We start from the raw sequence: 20,829 nt of genomic DNA on the forward strand, positions 1-20,829 counted from the left end.
GGCTTTCGCCGGGGAACGGGATAGGGTGAACCAACGGGCTTTCATGCGGCAGTCTTCCCCGCGCAATGCTGCGCCACGAATGCGGCGTGATCCTGCATCTGCCCCACCTCGCGCGCATTGAGCAGCTCGATCAGCTCGAGATACTCCGCGATCTCCTCGCGCGAGGGCGCATCGGCGAGCGGGTGATATCCGGTCGCCGCGATCCCCTGCCCCGCCAGCACCTGCAGCCAGGCGACTTCGCTGAACAGGTCCGCCTCTCCGCGCACGATCTGGCCCGAGGCACGCCACAGTTCGATCTTGTGCTGCAGGCTGTCGGGCAAGGCGGCGGCGCGGCGTTCGGCCCAGAAGGGCTCGTCACGGTCGTTCGCCCAATAGTGCAGCACCAGGAAGTCGCGGATGCGGTCATACTCGACATGCGTCTGGCGATCATATTCGTCGCGCTGAACCTGGCTGACATGGCGGCCAGGCAGCAGCTTGAGCACCCGCTCGATCGCCGACTGGATCATGTGGATGCTGGTCGATTCCAGCGGCTCGAGGAAGCCGCTGGCGAGGCCGAGCGCGATGACATTGTGCTTCCAGAAGCTGGTCCGCTTGCCGGCGGTGAAGCGCAGCGGCCGGGGATCATCGAGCGGCTTCTCATCCAGCCCGGCGAGCAGCCGCGCCGCCGCCTCGTCGTCGGAGAGATGCGCGCTCGAATAGACGATGCCGTTGCCGGTGCGGTGCTGGAGCGGGATGCGCCACTGCCAGCCGGCGCCGTGCGCGGTGGCACGGGTATAGGGGGTGAAGTCGCGGGCGCGCTCGGACGGGACCGCCATGGCGCGATCGCAGGGCAGCAGTTCGCTCCACGCCTCGAATCCCGCGCCCAGCGTCTCGCCGAGCAGCAGCGCGCGGAACCCGGTGCAGTCGAGGAACAGGTCGCCAGGGATCTCGCGCTCGCCGTCGAGCTTCAAAGCTGTGACGTCACCGCTCTCGGCGTCGCGCTCGACCGAGACGATCCTGCCTTCGACGCGCTCGACGCCTCCGCTCTCGGCGAGGCCGCGCAGGAAGCGCGCGTACAGGCCGGCGTCGAAATGGAAGGCATAGGGCATTTCGGGCAGCAGCTTCGCTGTCCGCGCGGGTCCGCGCTGGAACTTGTTGGCGAGTGCCGCGGCGTTGTTGAGGGCATAAGGCGCCAGCGGCTTGGCGACGCCCTCGGCCAGCCCGCGCAGCCAGCTGTGCTGGAAGGCGAGCAGGCCATTCTCGCGGCCGACATCGCCGAATGCGTGCATGTATCGACCGCCCTTCGTCCAGCCGACGAACTCGATCGCGAGCTTGAAGCTGGCCTGGGTGGCGGCAATGAACTGGTTCTCGTCAATCCCGAGGCTGGCGTTGAACAGCCGGATCTGCGGGATCGTCGCTTCGCCCACGCCGATCGTGCCGATCGCCTCGGACTCGACCAGGATGACGCGGAAACGCTTGTCGAGGAACCGGGCGAAGGCCGCCGCGGCCATCCAGCCCGCGGTGCCGCCACCGGCGATCACGATGCGGATCGGCTGCTCAGTCTGCACGTCAGCGCCTCGACAAAAACAGGTGGCCCGGCGGGGAAGCCGGGCCACAGCTCGGGGGGATCAGAACTTGTAGGTCAGGCCGAGATAATAGTCGCGGCCATAGCGCTGATACTCGCGGACCAGGCGCTTGTCGGTCGCCTCGGTGGTGACGAAGGGCTGGTCGGTGATGTTCTTCGCCTGGGCGAGGATCGAGAGGCCCGCGAGCGGTCCGCTCTTGAACTCATAGCCGATCTGCGCATCGAGCACGCCTTCCGCACGGCCCAGGCGATATTCCGGGTTCGCCGAGAGGCCGGCCAGTTCGGCCAGGAAACTGTCGCGCCAGCGATAGGTGGCACGGGCCTGGAAGCCGCCCTTCTCGTAATAGGCGGTGGCGGTGGCGACCCACTTGGACTGGCCGGGCAGCGTGATCGGCGTCGCGCTGTTGCCATAGCGGATCTTGCTGTCGACATAGGTACCGCTGGCGAAGACGCCGAAGCCGTCGAGCGCCGAGCTGAACACGGTGAATGGCAGCGATGCGGTCGCTTCCAGGCCCAGGATGTCGCCATTGCCGGTGTTGGCGGGCGAGCTGACCAGGCCGAACTGCGCGTTCTGGCCGCGGACGATCGCCTGCTGCGCCGGGGTCAGCGCCGCGAGCAGCGGGGTGAAGTCGTACAGCACCGAATTGTTCGGGTCGACGAAGTCGGTCAGGTGCTTGAAGAAGCCGGTCAGCGCCAGATAGCCGCCGCTGTTGCCGAGATACTTCTCGAACGAGATGTCGATGTTGGTCGACTGGTACGGACGCAGGTTCGCATTGCCGCCGTTCGAGCTGAACGGGCTGTTCTGCGGCAGGCTGCCCATGCCGATCTTCGAGATGTCGATCGACACCGCCTGGGTCACGCGCTCCTGGTCGAGGCGCGGGCGCACCATGGTCTGGGCCGCGCCCAGCTTGATGTAGAAGTTCGGCTCGAGCTCGAGGCTGAACGAGGCCGAGGGCAGGAAGTTGGTGTAGCTGGTCGACGCGCTCACCGGCGAGATCGTCACCACGCCGTTCAGCAGGCTGGCGATCTGGCCGTCACCGCCCTGCTTGGTGTGCACCACCTGCAGGCCGAGCGAGCCCTTGAGCGCCTTGCCGCCCACTTCGCCGTCGACGGTCAGCTTGGCATAGCCGGTGATCACGTCCTCGGTCACGGTGTTGTCGCGCACCAGCGAGTCCGGGCGGTTGTCGAACACCGAGTTGAGCAGCCCGTAGATCTTCATCGGATCGACGGTCAGCATCTTGGGCACGCCCAGATAGTCGAGGCTCACGCTCTCGCTGAGCACGGCATCGGCCGGCACCGCGACGCTGGTCGGCGTGCCGCTGGCGACGGTGCAGTTGGTGCCGCCGCCCTTGGGGCAGAGGAAGTAGCTGGTGTACTTGCTCTGCTTCTCGCGGCGGCTGTAGTTGCCGCCCACTTCCCAGCCGCTCAGCACGCTGCCGGCGATCTCGCCCTTGAAGCTGGCGCGCAGCGACTTGAGGTCGTCGGTGAAGTCCGGGCGATTGAGGAAGCCGGCCTGCACCACGGCGGTGGTGCCGTTATAGCCCCAGCCGCGCGGATCGGTCAGGCGGATCACGCTGGTGTTCGAATAGTCGAGCGTCGGCACGATGTCATAGGTGCCGTCGCTGTTCTGGGTGATGTGGACCGTGTCCTTCGCGCCCGTCGAATTGTAGCCGGTGCCCGAATAGGTCTCGAGCAGGAAGTCGGTGCGGGTCGCGCGGCTCCAGCTGGCGTCGACGTTGAAGTGGATCGTGTCGCTCAGCTTGAAGTCGTTGTTCCAGCCGATCGAGATGTTCTCGGCCTTGCGCTCGTTCAGGTCGTTGCGCTGGACATTGACCAGGTTGCTGATGGTCGCATCGGTGACCAGGCCGTTCTCGACCTTGTAGCCCGGCGCGATCACGCCGTTCGAGCCCCAGGTCGGCGCGGTGCCGAACTCGATGCCGCGCAGGTGCTGGGTTTCCTTGAAGTTCGAATAGAGCACGTCGAGGGTCGAGTGGAAATTGTCGCTGGGCGCCCATTCCACCGTGGCGACGCCGCCATAGCGCTTCAGCAGGTTCGACTGGACGTACGGCTTGGCGCCGCCGAGGAACAGGTTGCCGCCGGCGGCCGGCTCGCTCGGGAAGCCCCAGGCGGCGTAGCGCTCGATCTGGGTCGGCGTGCTCTGCGCCGAGACGCCCAGCGCGATGCCCAGCGTGTCGTTGGCGAACTTGCCGACATAGGTGGCCGACGCCTTGTAGCCGTAGCGGGTGCCGTCCGGATTGAGCTTGTCCTTCTCGTTCATCTGGCCGCGGGCCGAGACGACGAACGTGTCCTTCTTCTGGTCGAGCGGGCGCAGCATGCGCAGGTCGACGGTGCCGGCGATGCCAGCCGCGATCAGCGAGGCATCGGCCGACTTGTAGACGTTGACGTTCTTGAAGAATTCCGAGGGATACTGGTCATATTCGACGCCGCGATTGTCGCCGACGGTGACCTGCTCGCGGCCGTTGAGCAGCGTGGTCGAGAAGTCGGGGCCGAGGCCGCGGATCGACAGGCGCTGGTCGCGGCCCTCGAGGCGCTGCGCGGTGACGCCCGGGATGCGGGCCAGCGAGTCGGCGATCGAGACGTCCGGCAGCTTGCCGATGTCTTCCGAGGAGACTGAGTCGACGATCGTGACGTTGTTGCGCTTGATGTTCGCCGACGAGGTCAGCGAGGCGCGGATGCCGGTAACGACCAGCGCGGCTTCGTCGCCGGTCGACTGGTCGGCGGGTGCCGGTGCGGGATTGGTGTCCTGCGCAAAGGCCGGGGTCGCGCCCAGCAGCAACAGGGCAGCACCGAGCGTGCGGGTGCTGGCGCTCAGCGAAAGCGTGCGCAGAATCGCGGCGTGATTGGACAAAGCCATCTTCATTCCTCCCCAAGATCATCGCCGCCTTCACTGGCGACGGTTTTTCTAACGTCTTCCCCAATCGTCCGAGCGGGCCGCCAAGTGAAGGCAAACGCATACGTATTCAGCGCTGCTTCCGATTCCGGCCCGGGCGCGCTACTTGGATAGGGCGCGCGACAACTTCGCGCTTCGGGAGCAGGAAACGGCATGGCCTCGCCGGACAAGCCGACATCATTCGACATCGCGGCGCTGGCGGGTGTCTCGCAGCCGACGGTGAGCCGTGCCCTGCGCGGCGATCCCACCGTCAATGAAGGCACGCGCAAGCGGATCGAGGCGATCGCCACCCAGATCGGCTACAAGGTCGACAAGAACGCCTCGTCGCTCCGTCGCGGCCAGAGCAGCACGCTCGCCCTGCTCTTCTTCGAGGATCCGCTGCCGGACGGCACCGCGATCAACCCCTTCTTCCTGGCGATGCTCGGTTCGATCCTGCGCACCTGCGCCAAGCGCGGCTATGACCTGCTGACCTCGTTCCAGCAGCTCTCCTCCGACTGGCACAAGGATTTCGAGGACACGCGCAAGGCCGACGGGCTGATCCTGCTCGGCTATGGCGATTACGAGCTCTACCGCGCCCGCCTGCAGGACCTGGTGCGCCAGCGCACCCATTTCGTCCGCTGGGGATCGGTCGAGCTCGACGGGCTTGGCACCACGATCGGCTGCGACAACATGCTGGGCGGCCGACTCGCCGCCGAGCATTTGCTGTCCCGGGGCCGGCGGCGCCTGGCGTTCATCGGCGAGGCGAGCAGCCATTATCCCGAATTCCGCGATCGCTATCACGGCTTTTGCGACACCCAGCTCGAAGCCGGGATCGAGCCCGATCCGCGCCTGCAGATCGGCGCGCTGTCGATCGAGGAATCAGGGTTCGAGGCGGCACGCCAGCTGCTCGCCAACAAGGTACCGTTCGACGCGATCTTCGCCGCGTCGGACCTGATCGCGATCGGCGCGCTGCGGGCGCTGCAGGAAGCCGGCAAGTCGGTGCCCGGCGACGTCTCGGTGGTCGGCTTCGACGACATCCCGGCCGCCAGCCTGACCCACCCGCCGCTCACCACTATCGCCCAGGACTATAACGCCGCCGGCGAGGCGCTGGTCGACACGCTGATCGGCGAGATCGGCAACCACAGCGCCGAGATCCGCCTGCTCCCGCCCCGGCTGATCATCCGCAAGACGAGCTGACGGTTCGGCGATCACTTCCCGGTTCCCCGGCGAACGCCGGGGAACCGATGAGCCTTGGCACCTTCCCCGCCCTAGTCCTGCTCGTCGGCCCGGCGCAGATACTCGTCCGCCATCGCGAAGCGGATGCGGCGGACGGTGGGATCGTCGCTGTCGGCGGCGCGGGCGCGCTCCTCGCGGGCGCGGCGCTCGAGATAGGCGCGCTCGGTCTCCGGTTCGTCCGGCAGATGGCGGGCCCTGCTCGAAGGCGCGACGCCCTTGGGCTTCGCCTCCGTCGCCAGCGCTTCATACATGGCGGCCAGGGTCAGATGCTGCTGGCGCGCAGCGCCGTTCAGCTGCTCCGCAATCTCGCGCTGGCCCGCTGCGCGGGCCTGATAATAGTCGTGCTGCTTGTTCATCGACCCAGATCCCGCCTCTGCAGGTTATTCTAGGTAACGTTGAGCAATTGCGAAGGTTTCGCGAAAGCAACAGTCGCACGGCCGCGCCGTTCCGTCGCATATCTGCAACGGTTCGAGGGGCCAGATGGCCCCTCCCCCCGGTTTTACCAGCTCAGCACGACCTTGCCGGACTGGCCCGATCGCATCGCGTCGAAGCCCTGCTGGAACTCCTCGGCGGCGAAGCGGTGGGTGATCAACGGCTCAAGGTCCAGACCGTTGCGGATCAGGCCGAACATCTTGCGCCAGGTGCCGAACATCTCGCGGCCATAGACGCCGCGAATGTTGAGCGCCTTGAGGATGATGTCACCCCAGGCGACGTCCATCGACTGGCCCGGGATGCCGAGCATCGCCAGGTTGCCACCCATCATCAGCACGTCCATCGCCTGGCGAATCGCCGGGATCGCGCCCGACACTTCCAGCGCGGTGGCGAAGCCGCTGGTGATGCCTTCCTGCGCCATCACGTCGCGCAAGTCCTCGCGGCTGACGTCCACCGGGCGAACATCGGCGATGCGCGCGGCGAGATCGAGCCGGTAGCGGTTGACGTCGGTGATTACGACCGAGCGGGCACCGGCACGGCGCGCGACGGCGGCGGCCATGATACCGATCGGGCCGGCACCAGTGACCAGCACGTCCTCGCCCATCAGGTCGAACTGCTGGGCGGTGTGCACCGCGTTGCCGAACGGATCGAGCAGCGAGCCGACTTCGTCGCTGACATCCTCGGGCAGCGGCACCACGTTGAACGCCGGGATCGCGAGGTACTCGGCGAAGGCGCCCTGGCGGTTGACGCCGACGCCCACCGTATTGGGATCGAGGTGGAAGCGCCCGGCGCGCGCGGCATCGCTGTTGAAGTCGATGACATGGCCCTCGCCCGACACGCGCTGGCCGATATGCAGGTCGCGCGTCACGGCCTTGCCGATCTCGACGATCTCGCCAGCGAATTCATGGCCGACGATCATCGGCACCGGAATCGTCTTCGCGGCCCATTCGTCCCAGTTGTAGATATGGATGTCGGTGCCGCAGATCGCGGTCTTGCACACGCGGATCAGCACCTCGTCCGGGCCGATCTCCGGGATCGGCGCGGTGGTGCTCCAGATGCCTTCGCGCGGCTCGAGCTTGGCGAGTGCCTGCATCGTGCCGGTGGCGGCCTCGGCGCGGGTCTCGATCTTCACGTCCAGCATCAGATAATCCTCAGTTCACGGCCGATTTCGGCGAAGATGTCGGCAACCCGCTCGACCTGGGCGGTGCTGAGCGCAGCCGACATCTGGGTGCGGATGCGCGCCTTGCCCTGCGGCACGACGGGGAAGGAGAAGCCGGTGGCGAGCACGCCCGCCTCGAGCAGCCGCGCCGAGAAGCGCTGGGCGAGCGCCGCCTCGTAGAGCATCACCGGGATGATCGCGTGCTCGCCAGGGACCAGGTCGAAGCCTGCGGCGGCCATCCGGGTGCGGAACACGCCGGCATTGGCCTGGATCTGCGCGCGGCGGGCATCGCCGTCGGCCGAGCGGGCGATCTCGATAGCCGCCAGGCTGGCGCCGCACACCGCCGGGGTGAGGGCATTGGAGAACAGATAGGGCCGCGCGCGCTGGCGCAGCAGGTCGACCACGGCCTGGCGCGCGGCGATGAACCCGCCCATCGCGCCGCCCAGTGCCTTGCCGAACGTGCCGGTGACGATGTCGATCTTGCCCTCGACGCCACGCAGCGCCGGGGTGCCACGGCCCTGCTCGCCAATGAAGCCGGTCGCATGGCAGTCATCGACCATGGTCAGCGCTTCGTACTTCTCGGCCAGCTGCGCGATCACGTCGAGCTGGGCGATCGTGCCATCCATCGAGAAGACGCCGTCGGTGACGACCAGGATCGTGCGCGCGCCGTCGGCGCGGGCCTGCTGCAGCACCCGCTCCAGATCGTCCATGTCGTTGGTGGCATAGCGGTAGCGCTTGGCCTTGGAGAGGCGGACGCCGTCGATGATCGAGGCGTGGTTGAGCGTGTCGGAGACGATCGCGTCCTCCTCGCCGAGCAGCGGCTCGAACACGCCGCCATTGGCGTCGAAGGCAGCAGCGAAAAGGATCGAATCCTCGAAGCCGAGATAGTCGGCGATCGAGCGTTCGAGTTCCTTGTGGATCTCCTGGGTGCCGCAGATGAACCGCACCGACGCAAGGCCGGCGCCCCAGCGGCGCGTGGCTTCGATCGCACCCTCGACGACGCGCGGATCGCTGGCGAGGCCGAGATAGTTGTTGGCGCACAGGTTGATGACCGGCTTGCCGCCGATCGTCACTTCGCCGCCCTGGGCCGAGCCCAGCACGCGCTCGGGCTTCATCAGGCCGTCGCGCTCGAGCCCGGTAAGCGTCTCGGCGACGCGGGAATAGAATTGCGAGTCCATCGGTCCTCCTCGTGAGGCCGATGGGCTACATCATAGTGGAATTCTCGTCCAGTATCCCGGAAACAAGAAAATCAGCTGGTCATGACGAGCAGTGCCCGCGCCGCGCCGTCGCGTGCGCGCAGGCTGTGCGGCACGTCGGCGGGATAGCGTGCGGTGGCGCCTGCGGGGACCATCACCCGGTCGTCGCCGGCAACGACTTCCACCGCGCCCTCGAGCACGGTCAGATGTTCGCGCGTGCCCTTGGGATGGGGATCGGAGACCAGCGCCCCGCCCCGCTGGAACAGCAGTTCATACCATTCATATTGCTCGGCATGGTCGGGTGGGCTGAGGATCCGGAGCGTGCAGGATCCGTCCTCGGTCTTGATCTCGGGCGTGAACGAGGCCGAGGAGATCTCGATCCGGACCTCATGCTCGGTCACCTTGCCGGCGATCAATTCCGATATATCGACGCCGAGCGCGTTGGCGAGCGACCAGACGGTGGCGAGCGACGGGTTGGCCTGGCCCCGCTCGATCTGCGACAGCATCGATCGCGACACGCCGGAGAGCCGGGCGAGGTCATCGAGCGTGAGCGAACGCGCCTTGCGATAGGTCTGGATATAGGGGCCGATCTGCGGCGCGCCGGCTTCGGACACGGGGTTCCTTCCATCAATAGATGGCCCGGCATATCAACACTGACCGCGGTTTAGCAAAGGGCATGGGGAACCGGCGCCCCCGCCGGCTCCCCGCCCCCTGAACTCAGAAAGCCGCGCTGACCGAGAACACCACCCGCCCGTCGGCGATGGACGAGCCGTCCTTCACTCGCGAGAAGTTCGGCTGGATGTAGTTCGTCTCCGACTTCTTGATGTTGGTGTCGACATAGGCGACGCCGAACACCAGCGGTCCGACCGCCGCATCGGCGCCGAGCATCCAGTCGAGATAGGAGCCGGTCGGGGTCACGCTGGTGCCGTTCGGGCCCAGGCCGGGATTGCCCTTCGAGCCGCCGAGATGCGCCTTGAGCGTGATCGGGGTGTTCGGGATGCCGCCGCTGACATCGGCCCAGAGATACAGATTGTCCTCCTTGTCGCCAGCCGCGCTCTCGGGCGTGTTGCTCCAGTTGCCGAGCGCTTCCTGCGCCGGGGCATAAGCGACGCCGGCGAGCACCGACACCGGGCCGAGCGAGCTGCTGAGCTTGACATAGGGCTCGGCGAAGTCGGTCTTGTCGGCGCCCGAGGGGTACATGTACCAGGTCACGCCGACGTCGAGCGCCAGGCCGTCGCCCAGGTCCTTCTTGTAGCCCGCGATCAGGTCGAGCTCCATGTTCGAGCCGCCGAAGGTGCCCCAGCCGGCCAGGTTCGAGCCCCAGGTGCCGACATAGAGGCCGCTTTCGTGGGAAACGGTGATGCCGCCCTGGATCGCCGCGCCCTTGTCGCTCTGCGAGACGCCGCGGAAGCGATAGTCGGAGACGAGCGCGACATTGCCGGAAACGGTGATCGGCTTGGGCGGCGCTTCTTCCTGCGCGTAAGCCGGAAAGGCCGTGCAGCTCAGCACGGCCGCGATCAGATACTTCTTCATGCGGGCATTCCCCAATAGCCTGAGAATGTTCCCGCCTGCGCCGAAAAGCGCGGCCCTCTCATCCCGGAAGGGTGTGGGACGGGGGCCGCTGCTATCCGATCTTCAAAATGCCGGGGAAATCATGTCCGCGGGTTTCCTGATTGTAATAAACTGTTGCTCTCGCCGGGTGTGGCCATTCGCACACACTGCGCCGGAACGCCGAAAGGGCAGGCAAGCGACCCTCTCGGTCCGCTCCCCTGCCCCTCCCGTGGCGTGTCGAGGTCGCTACGGCCTCAGGCCGGCTGCACCTTGCGGAGCTGGTCCGGGTGACCGCTCAGGTCCACCCGCAGGCCCCGCGCCCGGCGGCGCTGCACCCAGTCGCGCAGCGTCTCCGCGCTGGTGTGGTCGATCGCCGGCACCTTGCCGAAGTCGAGGTGCACCGGCTGGTCGGCCGGCACCGCGTCGAGCGCATTGTTCAGCTTGGGCAGCATCACGAAGGTCGCGGCGCCGTCCAGGTTGATGCGATGCGCATCCTCGCCATGTTCCGCGTCCACCTTCAGGCGCAGGCGCCGGAAGTGCGGCAGCAGCTCCAGCACCGACAGTCCCAGACCGATCAGCACGCCGGTCAGCAGGTCGGTTGCAACGACCAGCACGAAGGTGACTGCCCAGATCGCGGCCGGGAGCAGGCCGTAATGCTGGAACAGGTGACGGACATGGCTGACGCTCACCAGCTTCCAGCCGGTGACGACGAGGACGCCGCCCAGCGCCGCCATCGGGATCTCGCGCAGCAGCCAGGGCAGCAGCGCGGCGAAGCCGAGCAGCCAGGCGCCGTGCAGCACCGCCGACATGCGGGTGATCGCACCCGCCTGGACGTTGGCCGAGCTGCGGACGATTACGCCGGTCATCGGCAGCGCGCCCGCGAGACCGCAGAGCAGGTTGCCCACGCCCTGCGCGCGCAGTTCCTTGTTGTAGTCGGTGCGCACGCCGTCATGCATGCGGTCGACCGCGGCGGCCGAAAGCAGCGTCTCGGCACTGGCGATGAACGCGACCGCAATCGCGGCGATGATGATCGTCGGGCTGAGGAACGAGTTCAGGAAGCCCTCGCCCGGCAGCGTCACCGCCGAGACCAGCGAATCCGGCACCGCGACGCGAACCACCTCGAGACCGAAGCCGAAAGCGACCAGGGTCGCGCCGACCACGCCGACCAGCGCGCCCGGGATCAGGCGCAGCGCCTTGGGCTTGAGCTTGTCCCAGCCGAGCATCAGCACGATCGTCAGCACGCCGAGCGCCAGCGCCAGTTCGGTGCCGGTGACGTTGGTGGGATCGATGCCGAGCAGCCGCCCGGGGAGCGCCGCGAGGTTCTCGACGCCGCTCGACAGCGGCTTGGCGTCGAACAACGTGTGGAACTGGCCGACCACGATCAGCGCACCGATGCCGGCGAGCATGCCGTGCACCACCGCGGGCGAGATCGCGCGGAACCAGCCGCCGACCTTGGCGACGCCGGCCAGCACCTGGAGGACACCCGCCAGCACGAGGATCGCGCCGAGCGCGGCCAGGCCATGCTCGCGCAGCAGCTCGAACACGATGACCGCGAGGCCGGCCGCCGGGCCGCTCACCTGGAGCGGCGAACCGGCGATCAGGCCGACGACGAGACCGCCGATGATGCCGGTCAGCAGGCCCTTTTCGGGCGGCATGCCCGATGCGACCGCGATGCCCATGCAGAGGGGCATCGCGACGAGGAAGACCACGATCGAAGCCGTGAAATCACGGACGACCCAGCCCTTGGGAAGTGCGGAGGTCATTCGGCGGCTTCCACCAGGTCGAAGTCGGCGGCGCGGCGGCGGCCCGGCTTCACGGCGACGGGCAGCGGCGTGTCGTCACGCACGACGATGAAGCGGTCGGTCTCGCCGTCCAGCGCCAGGATCTGGCCGGCATGGATGTCGACGAACCAGCCGTGCAGCGCGATCTCGCCGCGCGCGATCCCCGATGCGACCGAGGGGTGGGTGCGGAGATGCGCGATCTGCGCCACGACATTCTCCAGGCTGATGGCGCGGACGCGGGCAGCGTCGTCGAGGCCCGGATAGGCATCGGCGACCACCTTCTGCGCGGCGTCCGAATGGTTCAGCCACACCGCGACGTTCGGCATCGCCGCAACCATCTCCGGATGGGCGACCGCCTTCATCGCGCCGCAGTCCGAATGGCCGCAGACGATGATGTCGCGCACGCCGAGCGCCATCACGGCATATTCGACGGTGGCGGAAACCCCGCCGATCTTCTGGGCGAACGGCGGCACGATGTTGCCGGCGTTGCGGCAGACGAACAGGTCACCGGGCTGCGCCTGCATGATGTGCTCGGGCACCACGCGCGAATCGGCGCAGGAGATCATCAGCGCCTTGGGGCTCTGGCCCTGGGTAGCGAGCTTGCCGTAGAGGTCGCTCTGGTTCGGGAAGACGGTCTTCTCGAAGCTGAAGACCCGGCCAATCAACTCGTTCACGTTGAACACTCCTATTAACTCGGAGTGCAACCTAAGCAGTCAAAATTGCCGCGGCGCAGCGGGACTGTGAAGAAGTGTTGCCGTCAGCCGGGAAGACGGATTTCGGCGATGAGTCCCGTCTTCGGGGGGCTTGCATTGCTGAGCATCAGCCGCCCCTTCTCCAGCGCCACCGCCTGCTGGACGATGGCAAGGCCAAGCCCCATGCCCTTGGTATTGCGGCCCCGTTCGACATCGAGGCGGACGAAGGGCTGCAGCGCTTCCTCGATCTTGTCCGGCGGGATACCGGGCCCGTCATCGGCCACGCACAGCACCAGCTCGCCTTCTTCCTCGCGCACCGAGACCTGCACCGATTTGCCGTAGTGCAGCGCGTTTTCGATCAGGTTGCTCAGCGCCCGGCGCAGCATCGAGGGGCGCACCATCCAGTCGAGATGCTGCGGCCCGGCATAGGTCGCGTCGCGCCCGCGATCGGTGGCGTCCTCCACCAAGGTCGCCGCCATCACCGCGATGTCCACCGCCACCGCCGGCTCGGGATCGTCCTCGCCCTTGAGGAAGGTGAGCAGCGAGGCGATCATGTCGTCCATCTCGCCGATATCGTCCTGCATCGCGCGGCGGCTATCCTCGTCACCCACCCCTTCCAGCCGCAGCTGGAGCCGGGCGAGCGGCGTGCGCAGGTCATGCCCCACCGCGGCCAGCGCCTGGGTGCGATTCTCGATCAGCTCATGGATGCGGCGCTGCATGCCGTTGAAGGCGTGGATCAGCCCGCGGATCTCGGCGGTGCCCTCCTCTTCCACCGTCACCCGCTTGCCCGATCCGACATGGCCGATCGCGTGGATCAGCTTGCGCAGCGGTCGCAGCGTGCCGCGGATCAGCAGCGCGCCCAGCGTCAGCAGCAGCAGTGCCGGCACCAGCGCTACCAGGGTCCGCTCGATCGCGAACTGCCAGACCTGCACCGCCTCGCGCGTCTTGAACACGATCCAGCTGCCGTCGGGCATGCGCATCTCGCCGGCTACGACCTGGCCATGCGAACTCGGCGCCAGGCGGAGCTGGAGATGCGATTCCGCCAGGCCCTTTTCCCAATTGGTCACCTGCGCTTCCATCCGCTTCTGGCGCGGCGGGAAGGCGGGGCGCTGCGGGATCGTCGGCGACCAGCGGACGATATAGCGATCGGTGGTAAGCTCCTGGGCGGCCGTCGGCCGCTCGGCCACCGGCCGTTCGGACAGCAGCTTCTCGGCGATCACCAGATGCTCGGCGAGCCGGTGCGCGTCGCTTTCCTCGATCGAGTAGCGCGACGACCGCTCATAAAGGAAGGTGCTCGCCCCGAACTCGACCGCGACGGTGAGCAGCAGGATCAGCAGGATCCTGCCGAGCAGCCCCAGCGGGTGGCGCGGGAGCAGGCTCAGGACCGGGTGACCTCTGCGCGGAAGATATAGCCGATGCCGCGCACCGTGCCGATCGGCGGCTCATGGCCGGCGGCCGAGATCTTGCGGCGCAGCCGGCTGACCAGCACGTCGACGCTGCGATCCGAGCTGTCGCCCAGCCGGACGCGCGAAAGCTCCACCAGCCGCTCGCGCGCGATCACGCGCTGGGGCTGGCTGAGGAACGCGGCGAGCAGGTCGAACTCGGCACCGGTCAGCTCGACCACGGCGCCGCTCGGCGACTTCACTTCGCGGCGCGGGAAATTGACCGTCCAGCCGTCGAAATGCGCCTGGGTCTCGCGGTCGCCGCCCGCCATGCGCTCCAGCCCGCCGCGGCGAAGCACCGCGCGGATGCGGGCGATCAGCTCGCGGGTGCTGAACGGCTTGGCGAGATAGTCGTCGGCGCCCAGCTCGAGCCCGAGCACGCGATCATGCTCATTGCCCTTGGCGCTGATGAAGATGATCGGCACGTCGCTCTTGCGCCGCACTTCGCGGCACAGGTCGATGCCGCTGGTGCCCGGCAGCATGATGTCGAGCAGGACCAGGTCGACGGGACCGTTGTCGAACGCCAGCCACATCTCCGGCGCGGTCGCCGCCTGGCGCACCGAATAGCCGTTTTCCTGGAGCGCCCGTGCGGTGAGGGTTCGCAGCGCGGGATCGTCTTCAACCAGAACGATGACGGGCGCGCTCATGCCATGGTCTCGAGAAAATTCATGGACGCGATCTAGGCCTGATGCCCCTTCTCCTCAAGATGGGGGCTTTACGGCAATGCTTTGTCACGGACGGGCAGCGCTTCGTAACGTACGGGAAAACCTTCCTTACAGGCGCGCAAAACACGGTATCGGCGCCGACGCTATCTCTGCGAATATCTGAAGGAGATAGCATGAAACTCGCCCTTGCCGCCGTTGCGGCTTCCGTCCTCGCCTTCGCGCCGGCCGCCCAGGCCCAGTCGCTGCACGAGACCCACCAGCTGGTCTGGGCGCCCTCGGGCAAGTCCACGGCCACCCATTGGCGGATGCGCGACAAGCCGGCCTGCCCCCAGGCCCAGCCCCATCACCAGGCGGGCAAGTCCGCCCTACCGGTGCGCACCAGGTGCGCGGTGCAGGTCGCGCAAAAGGCACGCTGAGCCGCACCGGCCAACAGCCGTCGAACAAAAAGCCCGCGCGGTGATGCCGTGCGGGTTTTTTCTTGCCTTGAATACAGCATCCTGCAGTCGATCCAGTCATTACGGACCGATGAGTCAATGGACAGCCCAAATGATCGATGCGACCATTTGAAAATATCGACCTGTCGATTTTTCCAGCCAATCGTCTGATGGGAGCAACGACCATGGTTCTTGCTGATCCGAAACTCGAAGTTTCGCAGTTCATCGATTTCGCAAAGAAGACAATGGGCAAGATCGGCGACGAAGGAAGCCTGGCCGACGCCTTCGCAAGCCAGGCCGGCCAGTTCTCGCTGGAGGCGGAATATCCCAATTTCTGGCAGGTCGGCTGCGTGTTCGACACGGTGCTCGATTATTTCCTCGCGCTGAAGGAAGCGGGCGAGCTGGATCCGGACAGCGCGAAGCTGATGGAAGCCCTGGTCGCCAAGGCGGTCCATGGCTATCAATATGGCATCGTCGGCCTGATGGCGGCCTGGTATGACGACTGGTCCTGGTGGGGAATCGCCGCGTCCAAGGCGTTCGATCCGGACTATACCGAGGTCTTCGGCGACAAGCTGGAGTTCTTCCAGACAGCGGCGATCGACCTGTGGGGGCTGGTCGATGACGGCGATTTCGCAACGATCGCGAACCGCATTCCGGACGCGATCTGGGCGAACAGCGCGCTCCAGAGCAACTGGGTCAAGTTCACCAGGGAAATCCTCAGCGCGCGCGGGCAGCTCCATATCGGCACGCGCAACAGCTGGGCGCTGATCGAACGTGGCGCCGATGGCCAGGGCACGCCGCGCCAGAATGCGGACTACAAGATCTTCACCAACCAGATGGTGGATGTCTGGGCGGTGCCGCGCTTCCCGGGCGGCTGCTGGCAATATGATTTCTCCACCCTGCCCTTCCCCGTCGATGACGGCCCGGACGCCAGCGATCCCAATCCGGCAAACAACACGCTCGGCGTGTTCCAGGTCACGCTGATGTCGGGGCTCTACCTCTCCTTCTGCTGCAGCCTGATCGCCGCCGCCAGCCGCAAGGCGACGGAGAAGCTGAGCGGCGGGGCATGGGACCGGCTGCAATCGGTCGAGACCTATCGCCAGAAGGCGGACGAGGTGGCGGCCTTCCTGGCAAGCTGGCTGAACCTGACCGGCAGCGATTCGCTGGCGACCGAGTTCGCGCACGGCAAGCTGGTACATGAGCGCACGCCCACCTACGCGCCGTTCGACACCGGCGGCTGCCCGCCGGTCGAGGGCTATTTCCCCAATGCCTATTGGGGCGGGGATCAGGGGCTCATCATGGGGGCGCTCGCCCAGTACGCCCAGCTTCCCGGCGCCAATCTGCCCGACGCCGGCAGCATTCCCGCCGACCTGCTGCAGGGCGTCTTCTACAACATGCCGGCATCCAACTGGAGCCAGCCCAACATGGTCGGGCCCTATCTGGATCCCACCAATTCCTCGCCGATCAGCGGCGACTCGAACGACTATGGCTCGGGTTCGGGCGTTTTCTGGCGCTATGTGATGCGCACCTGCCGCGCCGATCCCGCCTTCGGCAATCCGGCCCGGCAGGATCCCCATATCGTGAACATGGCCACCAATTCGGGCACGCTCGACAATGATTGGGGGAACAACCTGTTTCAGCCGTTCAACACGGTCGCCGCCGCGATCGGCGCCTGGTACCTGCTGAAATAGGGCTGCCCGCCACAGGGCGTGATCTCCCTGCGCCCTGTGGCGGCCTCGCCGCCTGGTCCGCTTGCCCCAAGGCGGCACCGCCGCCTGATCTGCTTGCCCCAAGGCGGCACCGCCGCCTGGTCTGCTTGCCCCAAGGCGGCACCGCCGCCTGGTCTGCTTGCCCCAAGGCGGCACCGCCGCCTGGTCTGCTTGCAATGTAGGGTTTCGTCTGTTTGGCTCTCGCAACCGGGCCTGGTGCCCGGCCGCTCTTTGAGTCCGTGGGAAACGCCTCAGCGCGCCAGCTTCACCGTCACCGTGGTCGACAGGCCCGGCCGCAGCCGCGCCAGCGCCGGCTGGCCCGGGTCGAGCGCGATGCGCACCGGCACGCGCTGGACGATCTTGGTGAAGTTGCCCGATCCCGGCTCGAACGGCAGCAGGGTGAATTCGGAGCCGGAGCCCGGCGCGAAGCTCTCGACCCGGCCGGTCAGCGCGTCGCCGCCCAGCGCGTCGACATGCACCTTGGCCGGCTGGCCGGTGAGCATGCGCGCGGTCTGGGTCTCCTTGAAATTGGCGACGACATAGAGCTGGCGGCTCGGCACCAGCGTCAGCAGCCTGGTGCCCGGCTGGACCAGGTCGCCGGCCTGGGCGCGGCGGTTGCCGATCACACCGCCGATGGGCGCGCGGATCAGGGTATAGCCCTCGTCCTGCTCGGCCAGCCTCAGCGCGGCGCGGGCGCGCTCGGCGCCGGCACGGGCCTTTTCCAGCTCGGCGAGCAGGCTGTCCTTGCGCGCGATGGTCACGCCGGCGCTGTCCTGCGAAGCGGCCAGGCTCGCGCCGCTTTGCCGCGCCTTGGCCCGCGCATCGATCAGGACGGCCCGGATCCGCTCGGCGTCCCTCCGCGTTGCGAATCCCTCCGCTAGCAAGGCCTGATACCGAAAATCATCCGCCTCGGCCCGCTGCAACTCGGCATTGGCCGAAGCAATACCGGTCCGCACCACCGCAACATTCGCCCCAGCCAGCTGCGTCTCGACCCCATGCGACTTGATCGCCGCCAGGGCGGCGGCAACATCGGCATCCGCGTCCCGCACCGCTGCGCGGGCCGAATCGAGCCTGGCGGCGAACTCGTGATCCTCGATGCGGACGAGCGGCTCGCCGGCCTTCACTTCCTGGTTGTCGCGGACCAGCACCTGCGCGATCTGCCCGCTGATCCGTGCCGACACGATCGTGCTGTCGGCCCGGAGATAGGCATTGTCGGTCGTCTCGCTGGATGCCGGGCTGGCGATCCACAGCACACCCGCAGCGGCGACCAGCACGGCTGCGCCTCCCGCCACCGCAACCTTGGGCAGCTTGCGCCGCGGCTTGGTTTCGACCTGCTCGCTCACTGGCTGATCACCAGCAGCGTGGAAGTTGCCGAGGCAAGCAACCGCCCCTCGGCATCGGTCAGCTTCGCGTCGGCGAAGGCGACGCGGCGACCGATCGAGATCACCGTGCCGGTGGCACGGACCAGCCCGGTCTGCTCGGTCATCGCGCGGTGATAGGCGACCTTGAGCTCCAGCGTGGTGTAGCTCTGCCCCTCCTGCAGGGCGCTGTGCGTGGCGATGCCGCAGGCGGAATCGAGCAGGGTCGCGGCATAGCCGCCATGGATGGTGCCGAGCGGATTATAAGCTCGCCTGTCGGGCACGCCCTCGAACACCGCATGGCCCTTGGCCACCTCCACCAGCGAGAAGGCCAGCGTCTCGCCGATCGGCGGCTGCTTGCCGGCGGCCAGCAGCGCCTGCACCTGTTCGAGCCCGTTCATGCCTTTGCCTCCAGTTGATAGCGCGCCCGGATCGCCGCGGCGGAATCGGCGAGGATCGCGTCGGATTCCGCCGGATCGGTGGCGGTGCGCGAGAGCAGCAGGGCGCCGACCAGTTCGGCCAGCATCGAACGGCCCGCCGCCGGGGCATTGGCGATGCCGTGCCTCGCCAGCACCTCGCCCAGCCGCTGCGCGAGGGCGGTGCTGCCCTGGCCGAAACGCTCGCGGGCTGCGGGTTCGAGCCGTGCCATGTCGCCCGACAGCGCAGCTACCGGGCAGCCCCGGCCGCGCGCATCGCGGTGGAGCGGCGAGAGATAGAAGCCGACATATTTGTCGAGCGCCGCGCGCGGATCGGCCTCGGCCAACGCCCAGTCGAAGCGATTGCGCGCCTCCTCGAACATCACCCCGATCGCCTCGGCGACCAGCGCGTCCTTGGAGGGGAAATGGGCATAGAAGCCGCCATGGGTGAGGCCGGCCTGCTTCATCAGCGCGGACACCCCGACGCCCTCCGGCCCCTTGGCCCGGATCGCAGCGGCGGCCTCCTTCAGAATCTTCAGACGCGTAAGTTGGCGATGTTGAGGCGCATAGCGCATTTCCCGGGCCGTCCTTGCTTTATATGACGCACATCATATAATCATCCTCGCACCCGTTCAAGAGGCCCCGGATGGCGCAGACGATCGACCCGCAGGCGCTGCCCGACAGCCGCAAGTTCCTGATCTTCGGGGTGATGGCGTTCGGCCAGTTCATGGCGCTGATCGACATCCAGATCGTCGCCGCCTCACTCAACGAAGTGCGGGCCGGGCTCTCGGCCAGCTCGGACGAGATCAGCTGGGTGCAGACCGCCTATCTGATGGCCGAGCTGGTGATGATCCCCTTCGCCGCGTTCCTTGCACAAGCAGTCTCCACGCGCTGGTTGTTTGCACTCTCGGCCGGACTGTTCACCCTGGCGAGCGCGCTGTGCGGCCTCGCCTGGAGCATCGAATCGATGATCGCCTTCCGCGCGCTCCAGGGTTTCGTGGGTGGCGCGATGGTCCCCACGGTGTTCGCGACCGGTTTCGCGATGTTCACCGGCAAGCAGCGCGCGATGATCCCGGCGATCCTCGGCATGGTTTCCGTGCTGGCGCCAACTTTGGGGCCTACTCTGGGTGGATGGATAACAGACGCCATGGGCTGGCGCTGGATCTTCTACGTCAACATACTCCCCGGCGCGGTTGTGGCGACGCTCTCGCTGCTGTTCATCCGGGTCGACCAGTCCAAGCTTTCGATGCTCAAACGGATTGATTGGGTACACTTGATCGCGATGGCGATCTTCCTCGGCGGGCTGGAATATGTGCTCGAGGAAGGCCCGCGGAACGACTGGTTCCAGGACCATGAAATCGCCACCGGCGCATGGCTGAGCTTCGTCGCGCTGCTGCTGTTCCTCGAGCGCTCCTTCCGCTCCGAGAATCCGATCGTGAACCTCTCCCCCTTCCGCAAGCCGACCTTCGTCTTCGCCTGCGTGTTCAACCTGGTGATCGGCTTCGGCATCTATTCGGCGACCTATCTGGTCCCGGTCTTCCTCGGCACGGTGCGCGGCTACAACGCGTCGGAGATCGGCACGACCGTGTTCATCGCCGGCATCGTCCAGATGCTCGGCGTGCCGATCGCGGCCGGCCTCTCCCAACGCCTTGATCCGCGGATCATGATAACCTTTGGCCTGAGCCTGTTCGCCGCCGGACTATGGCTGTTCAGCTTCATGACGCCCGAATGGGGCTTCCACGCCCTGCTCTGGCCGCAGGCGGTGCGCAGCTTCGCGATCATGCTGTGCATCGTGCCGAGCGTGAACCTGGCGCTGGCCGGGTTCGAAGGACCCGAGCTGCGCTATGCCTCCGGCCTGTTCAACCTGATGCGCAACCTGGGCGGAGCGATTGGCATCGCGCTGGTCAACACCTGGCTGCAGGACAATGCCCGTATCCACATGCTGCGGCTGGGCGAGGCGCTGGGCGTGGCCGGACGCACCGGCAGCGAGCTGATCGAGAATCTCGCCGCCTATGCCAGCAGCTACACGCCCGACCGCGCCGAAGCGCTGCTGATGGCGCAGGGCGTCGCCGGGCATATCGTGCAGCGCCAGGCGATGACGCTGGCGTTCAACGATGTGTTCCGGTTGATGGCGTATCTGTTCCTGGCGGCGCTGGTGCTGGTGCCGTTCTGCCGGCGGCCGAAGCTGGGGTAGCGTGCCCTTCTTCCCTCCCTGCAAGGGAGGGGTCGGGGGTGGGTTGCGGGCCCGGTCTTCCGGGCGCGCCCAGCGAGACGGCACCCGAAAAAGAAAAGGCCGGGCATCGA

At 67.0% G+C, this 20,829-nt stretch carries 18 protein-coding genes; 4 read left to right on the plus strand and 14 right to left on the minus strand.

Going from position 1 to position 20,829, the window contains the following annotated elements; genetic code table 11:
• Positions 1 to 41 precede the first annotated feature (41 nt).
• Together O3305_RS10000 and O3305_RS10005 are read right to left on the minus strand one after the other, a co-directional pair.
• Positions 42 to 1,490, minus strand: a complete 1,449-nt coding sequence (locus O3305_RS10000; RefSeq protein WP_269576496.1) for a tryptophan halogenase family protein — start codon at positions 1,488 to 1,490, stop codon at positions 42 to 44.
• 117 nt (positions 1,491 to 1,607) lie between these two features.
• Positions 1,608 to 4,439 (minus strand): TonB-dependent receptor, encoded by a 2,832-nt coding sequence (locus tag O3305_RS10005; protein WP_269576258.1) that lies wholly within the window; start codon positions 4,437 to 4,439, stop codon positions 1,608 to 1,610.
• Positions 4,440 to 4,628: 189 nt separating this feature from the next.
• On the opposite strand from O3305_RS10005, the gene O3305_RS10010 reads away from it, so the two are divergent.
• Positions 4,629 to 5,651: a LacI family DNA-binding transcriptional regulator gene (locus O3305_RS10010; RefSeq protein WP_269576259.1), complete on the plus strand. Its 1,023-nt coding sequence runs from the start codon at positions 4,629 to 4,631 to the stop codon at positions 5,649 to 5,651.
• Positions 5,652 to 5,722: 71 nt separating this feature from the next.
• On the opposite strand, the gene O3305_RS10015 is transcribed toward O3305_RS10010, so the two are convergent.
• The 9 genes from O3305_RS10015 to O3305_RS10055 form a co-directional block, all read right to left on the minus strand.
• Complete coding sequence (locus O3305_RS10015) at positions 5,723 to 6,046, minus strand: hypothetical protein (RefSeq protein WP_269576260.1); 324 nt, start codon at positions 6,044 to 6,046, stop codon at positions 5,723 to 5,725.
• 143 nt (positions 6,047 to 6,189) lie between these two features.
• Complete coding sequence (gene tdh, locus O3305_RS10020) at positions 6,190 to 7,263, minus strand: L-threonine 3-dehydrogenase (RefSeq protein WP_269576261.1); 1,074 nt, start codon at positions 7,261 to 7,263, stop codon at positions 6,190 to 6,192.
• Positions 7,263 to 8,459 (minus strand): glycine C-acetyltransferase, encoded by a 1,197-nt coding sequence (locus tag O3305_RS10025; RefSeq protein WP_269576262.1) that lies wholly within the window; start codon positions 8,457 to 8,459, stop codon positions 7,263 to 7,265. Before O3305_RS10025 ends, tdh begins: the two co-directional genes overlap by 1 nt.
• A gap of 71 nt (positions 8,460 to 8,530) precedes the next feature.
• Positions 8,531 to 9,091: a helix-turn-helix domain-containing protein gene (locus O3305_RS10030; protein ID WP_269576263.1), complete on the minus strand. Its 561-nt coding sequence runs from the start codon at positions 9,089 to 9,091 to the stop codon at positions 8,531 to 8,533.
• 103 nt (positions 9,092 to 9,194) lie between these two features.
• Positions 9,195 to 10,010 carry a TorF family putative porin gene (locus tag O3305_RS10035; protein ID WP_269576264.1) on the minus strand — a complete coding sequence of 272 codons (816 nt, stop codon included), beginning with the start codon at positions 10,008 to 10,010 and terminating at the stop codon, positions 9,195 to 9,197.
• 272 nt (positions 10,011 to 10,282) lie between these two features.
• On the minus strand, positions 10,283 to 11,791 hold the full coding sequence (locus O3305_RS10040; protein ID WP_269576265.1) for a SulP family inorganic anion transporter: 1,509 nt from the start codon (positions 11,789 to 11,791) through the stop codon (positions 10,283 to 10,285).
• Positions 11,788 to 12,483 (minus strand): carbonic anhydrase, encoded by a 696-nt coding sequence (locus O3305_RS10045; RefSeq protein WP_269576266.1) that lies wholly within the window; start codon positions 12,481 to 12,483, stop codon positions 11,788 to 11,790. Before O3305_RS10045 ends, O3305_RS10040 begins: the two co-directional genes overlap by 4 nt.
• Before the next feature lie 83 nt (positions 12,484 to 12,566).
• Positions 12,567 to 13,721: an ATP-binding protein gene (locus tag O3305_RS10050; protein WP_446745946.1), complete on the minus strand. Its 1,155-nt coding sequence runs from the start codon at positions 13,719 to 13,721 to the stop codon at positions 12,567 to 12,569.
• 158 nt (positions 13,722 to 13,879) lie between these two features.
• Complete coding sequence (locus tag O3305_RS10055; RefSeq protein WP_184168763.1) at positions 13,880 to 14,590, minus strand: response regulator transcription factor; 711 nt, start codon at positions 14,588 to 14,590, stop codon at positions 13,880 to 13,882.
• Positions 14,591 to 14,781: 191 nt separating this feature from the next.
• On the opposite strand from O3305_RS10055, the gene O3305_RS10060 reads away from it, so the two are divergent.
• Positions 14,782 to 15,024, plus strand: coding sequence for a hypothetical protein (locus O3305_RS10060; RefSeq protein ID WP_269576267.1), 243 nt, complete (start codon positions 14,782 to 14,784; stop codon positions 15,022 to 15,024).
• 203 nt (positions 15,025 to 15,227) lie between these two features.
• Positions 15,228 to 16,733 carry a hypothetical protein gene (locus O3305_RS10065; protein WP_269576268.1) on the plus strand — a complete coding sequence of 502 codons (1,506 nt, stop codon included), beginning with the start codon at positions 15,228 to 15,230 and terminating at the stop codon, positions 16,731 to 16,733.
• Positions 16,734 to 17,002: 269 nt separating this feature from the next.
• Here O3305_RS10065 and O3305_RS10070 read toward each other — a convergent pair whose 3' ends face one another.
• The 3 genes from O3305_RS10070 to O3305_RS10080 are packed head-to-tail and all read right to left on the minus strand — an operon-like array spanning position 17,003 to position 19,004.
• Positions 17,003 to 18,094 carry an HlyD family secretion protein gene (locus O3305_RS10070; protein WP_269576269.1) on the minus strand — a complete coding sequence of 364 codons (1,092 nt, stop codon included), beginning with the start codon at positions 18,092 to 18,094 and terminating at the stop codon, positions 17,003 to 17,005.
• Positions 18,091 to 18,510, minus strand: a complete 420-nt coding sequence (locus O3305_RS10075; protein WP_269576270.1) for a PaaI family thioesterase — start codon at positions 18,508 to 18,510, stop codon at positions 18,091 to 18,093. Before O3305_RS10075 ends, O3305_RS10070 begins: the two co-directional genes overlap by 4 nt.
• Positions 18,507 to 19,004, minus strand: coding sequence for a TetR/AcrR family transcriptional regulator (locus tag O3305_RS10080; RefSeq protein WP_269576271.1), 498 nt, complete (start codon positions 19,002 to 19,004; stop codon positions 18,507 to 18,509). The genes O3305_RS10075 and O3305_RS10080 overlap by 4 nt, the downstream gene beginning before the upstream one ends.
• A 167-nt stretch (positions 19,005 to 19,171) precedes the next feature.
• On the opposite strand from O3305_RS10080, the gene O3305_RS10085 reads away from it, so the two are divergent.
• Complete coding sequence (locus tag O3305_RS10085) at positions 19,172 to 20,719, plus strand: DHA2 family efflux MFS transporter permease subunit (RefSeq protein WP_269576272.1); 1,548 nt, start codon at positions 19,172 to 19,174, stop codon at positions 20,717 to 20,719.
• Positions 20,720 to 20,829: the final 110 nt, after the last annotated feature.

It is taken from the genome of Sphingomonas sp. NIBR02145 (assembly GCF_027359115.1).
Classification (GTDB): domain Bacteria; phylum Pseudomonadota; class Alphaproteobacteria; order Sphingomonadales; family Sphingomonadaceae; genus Sphingomonas; species Sphingomonas kyeonggiensis_A.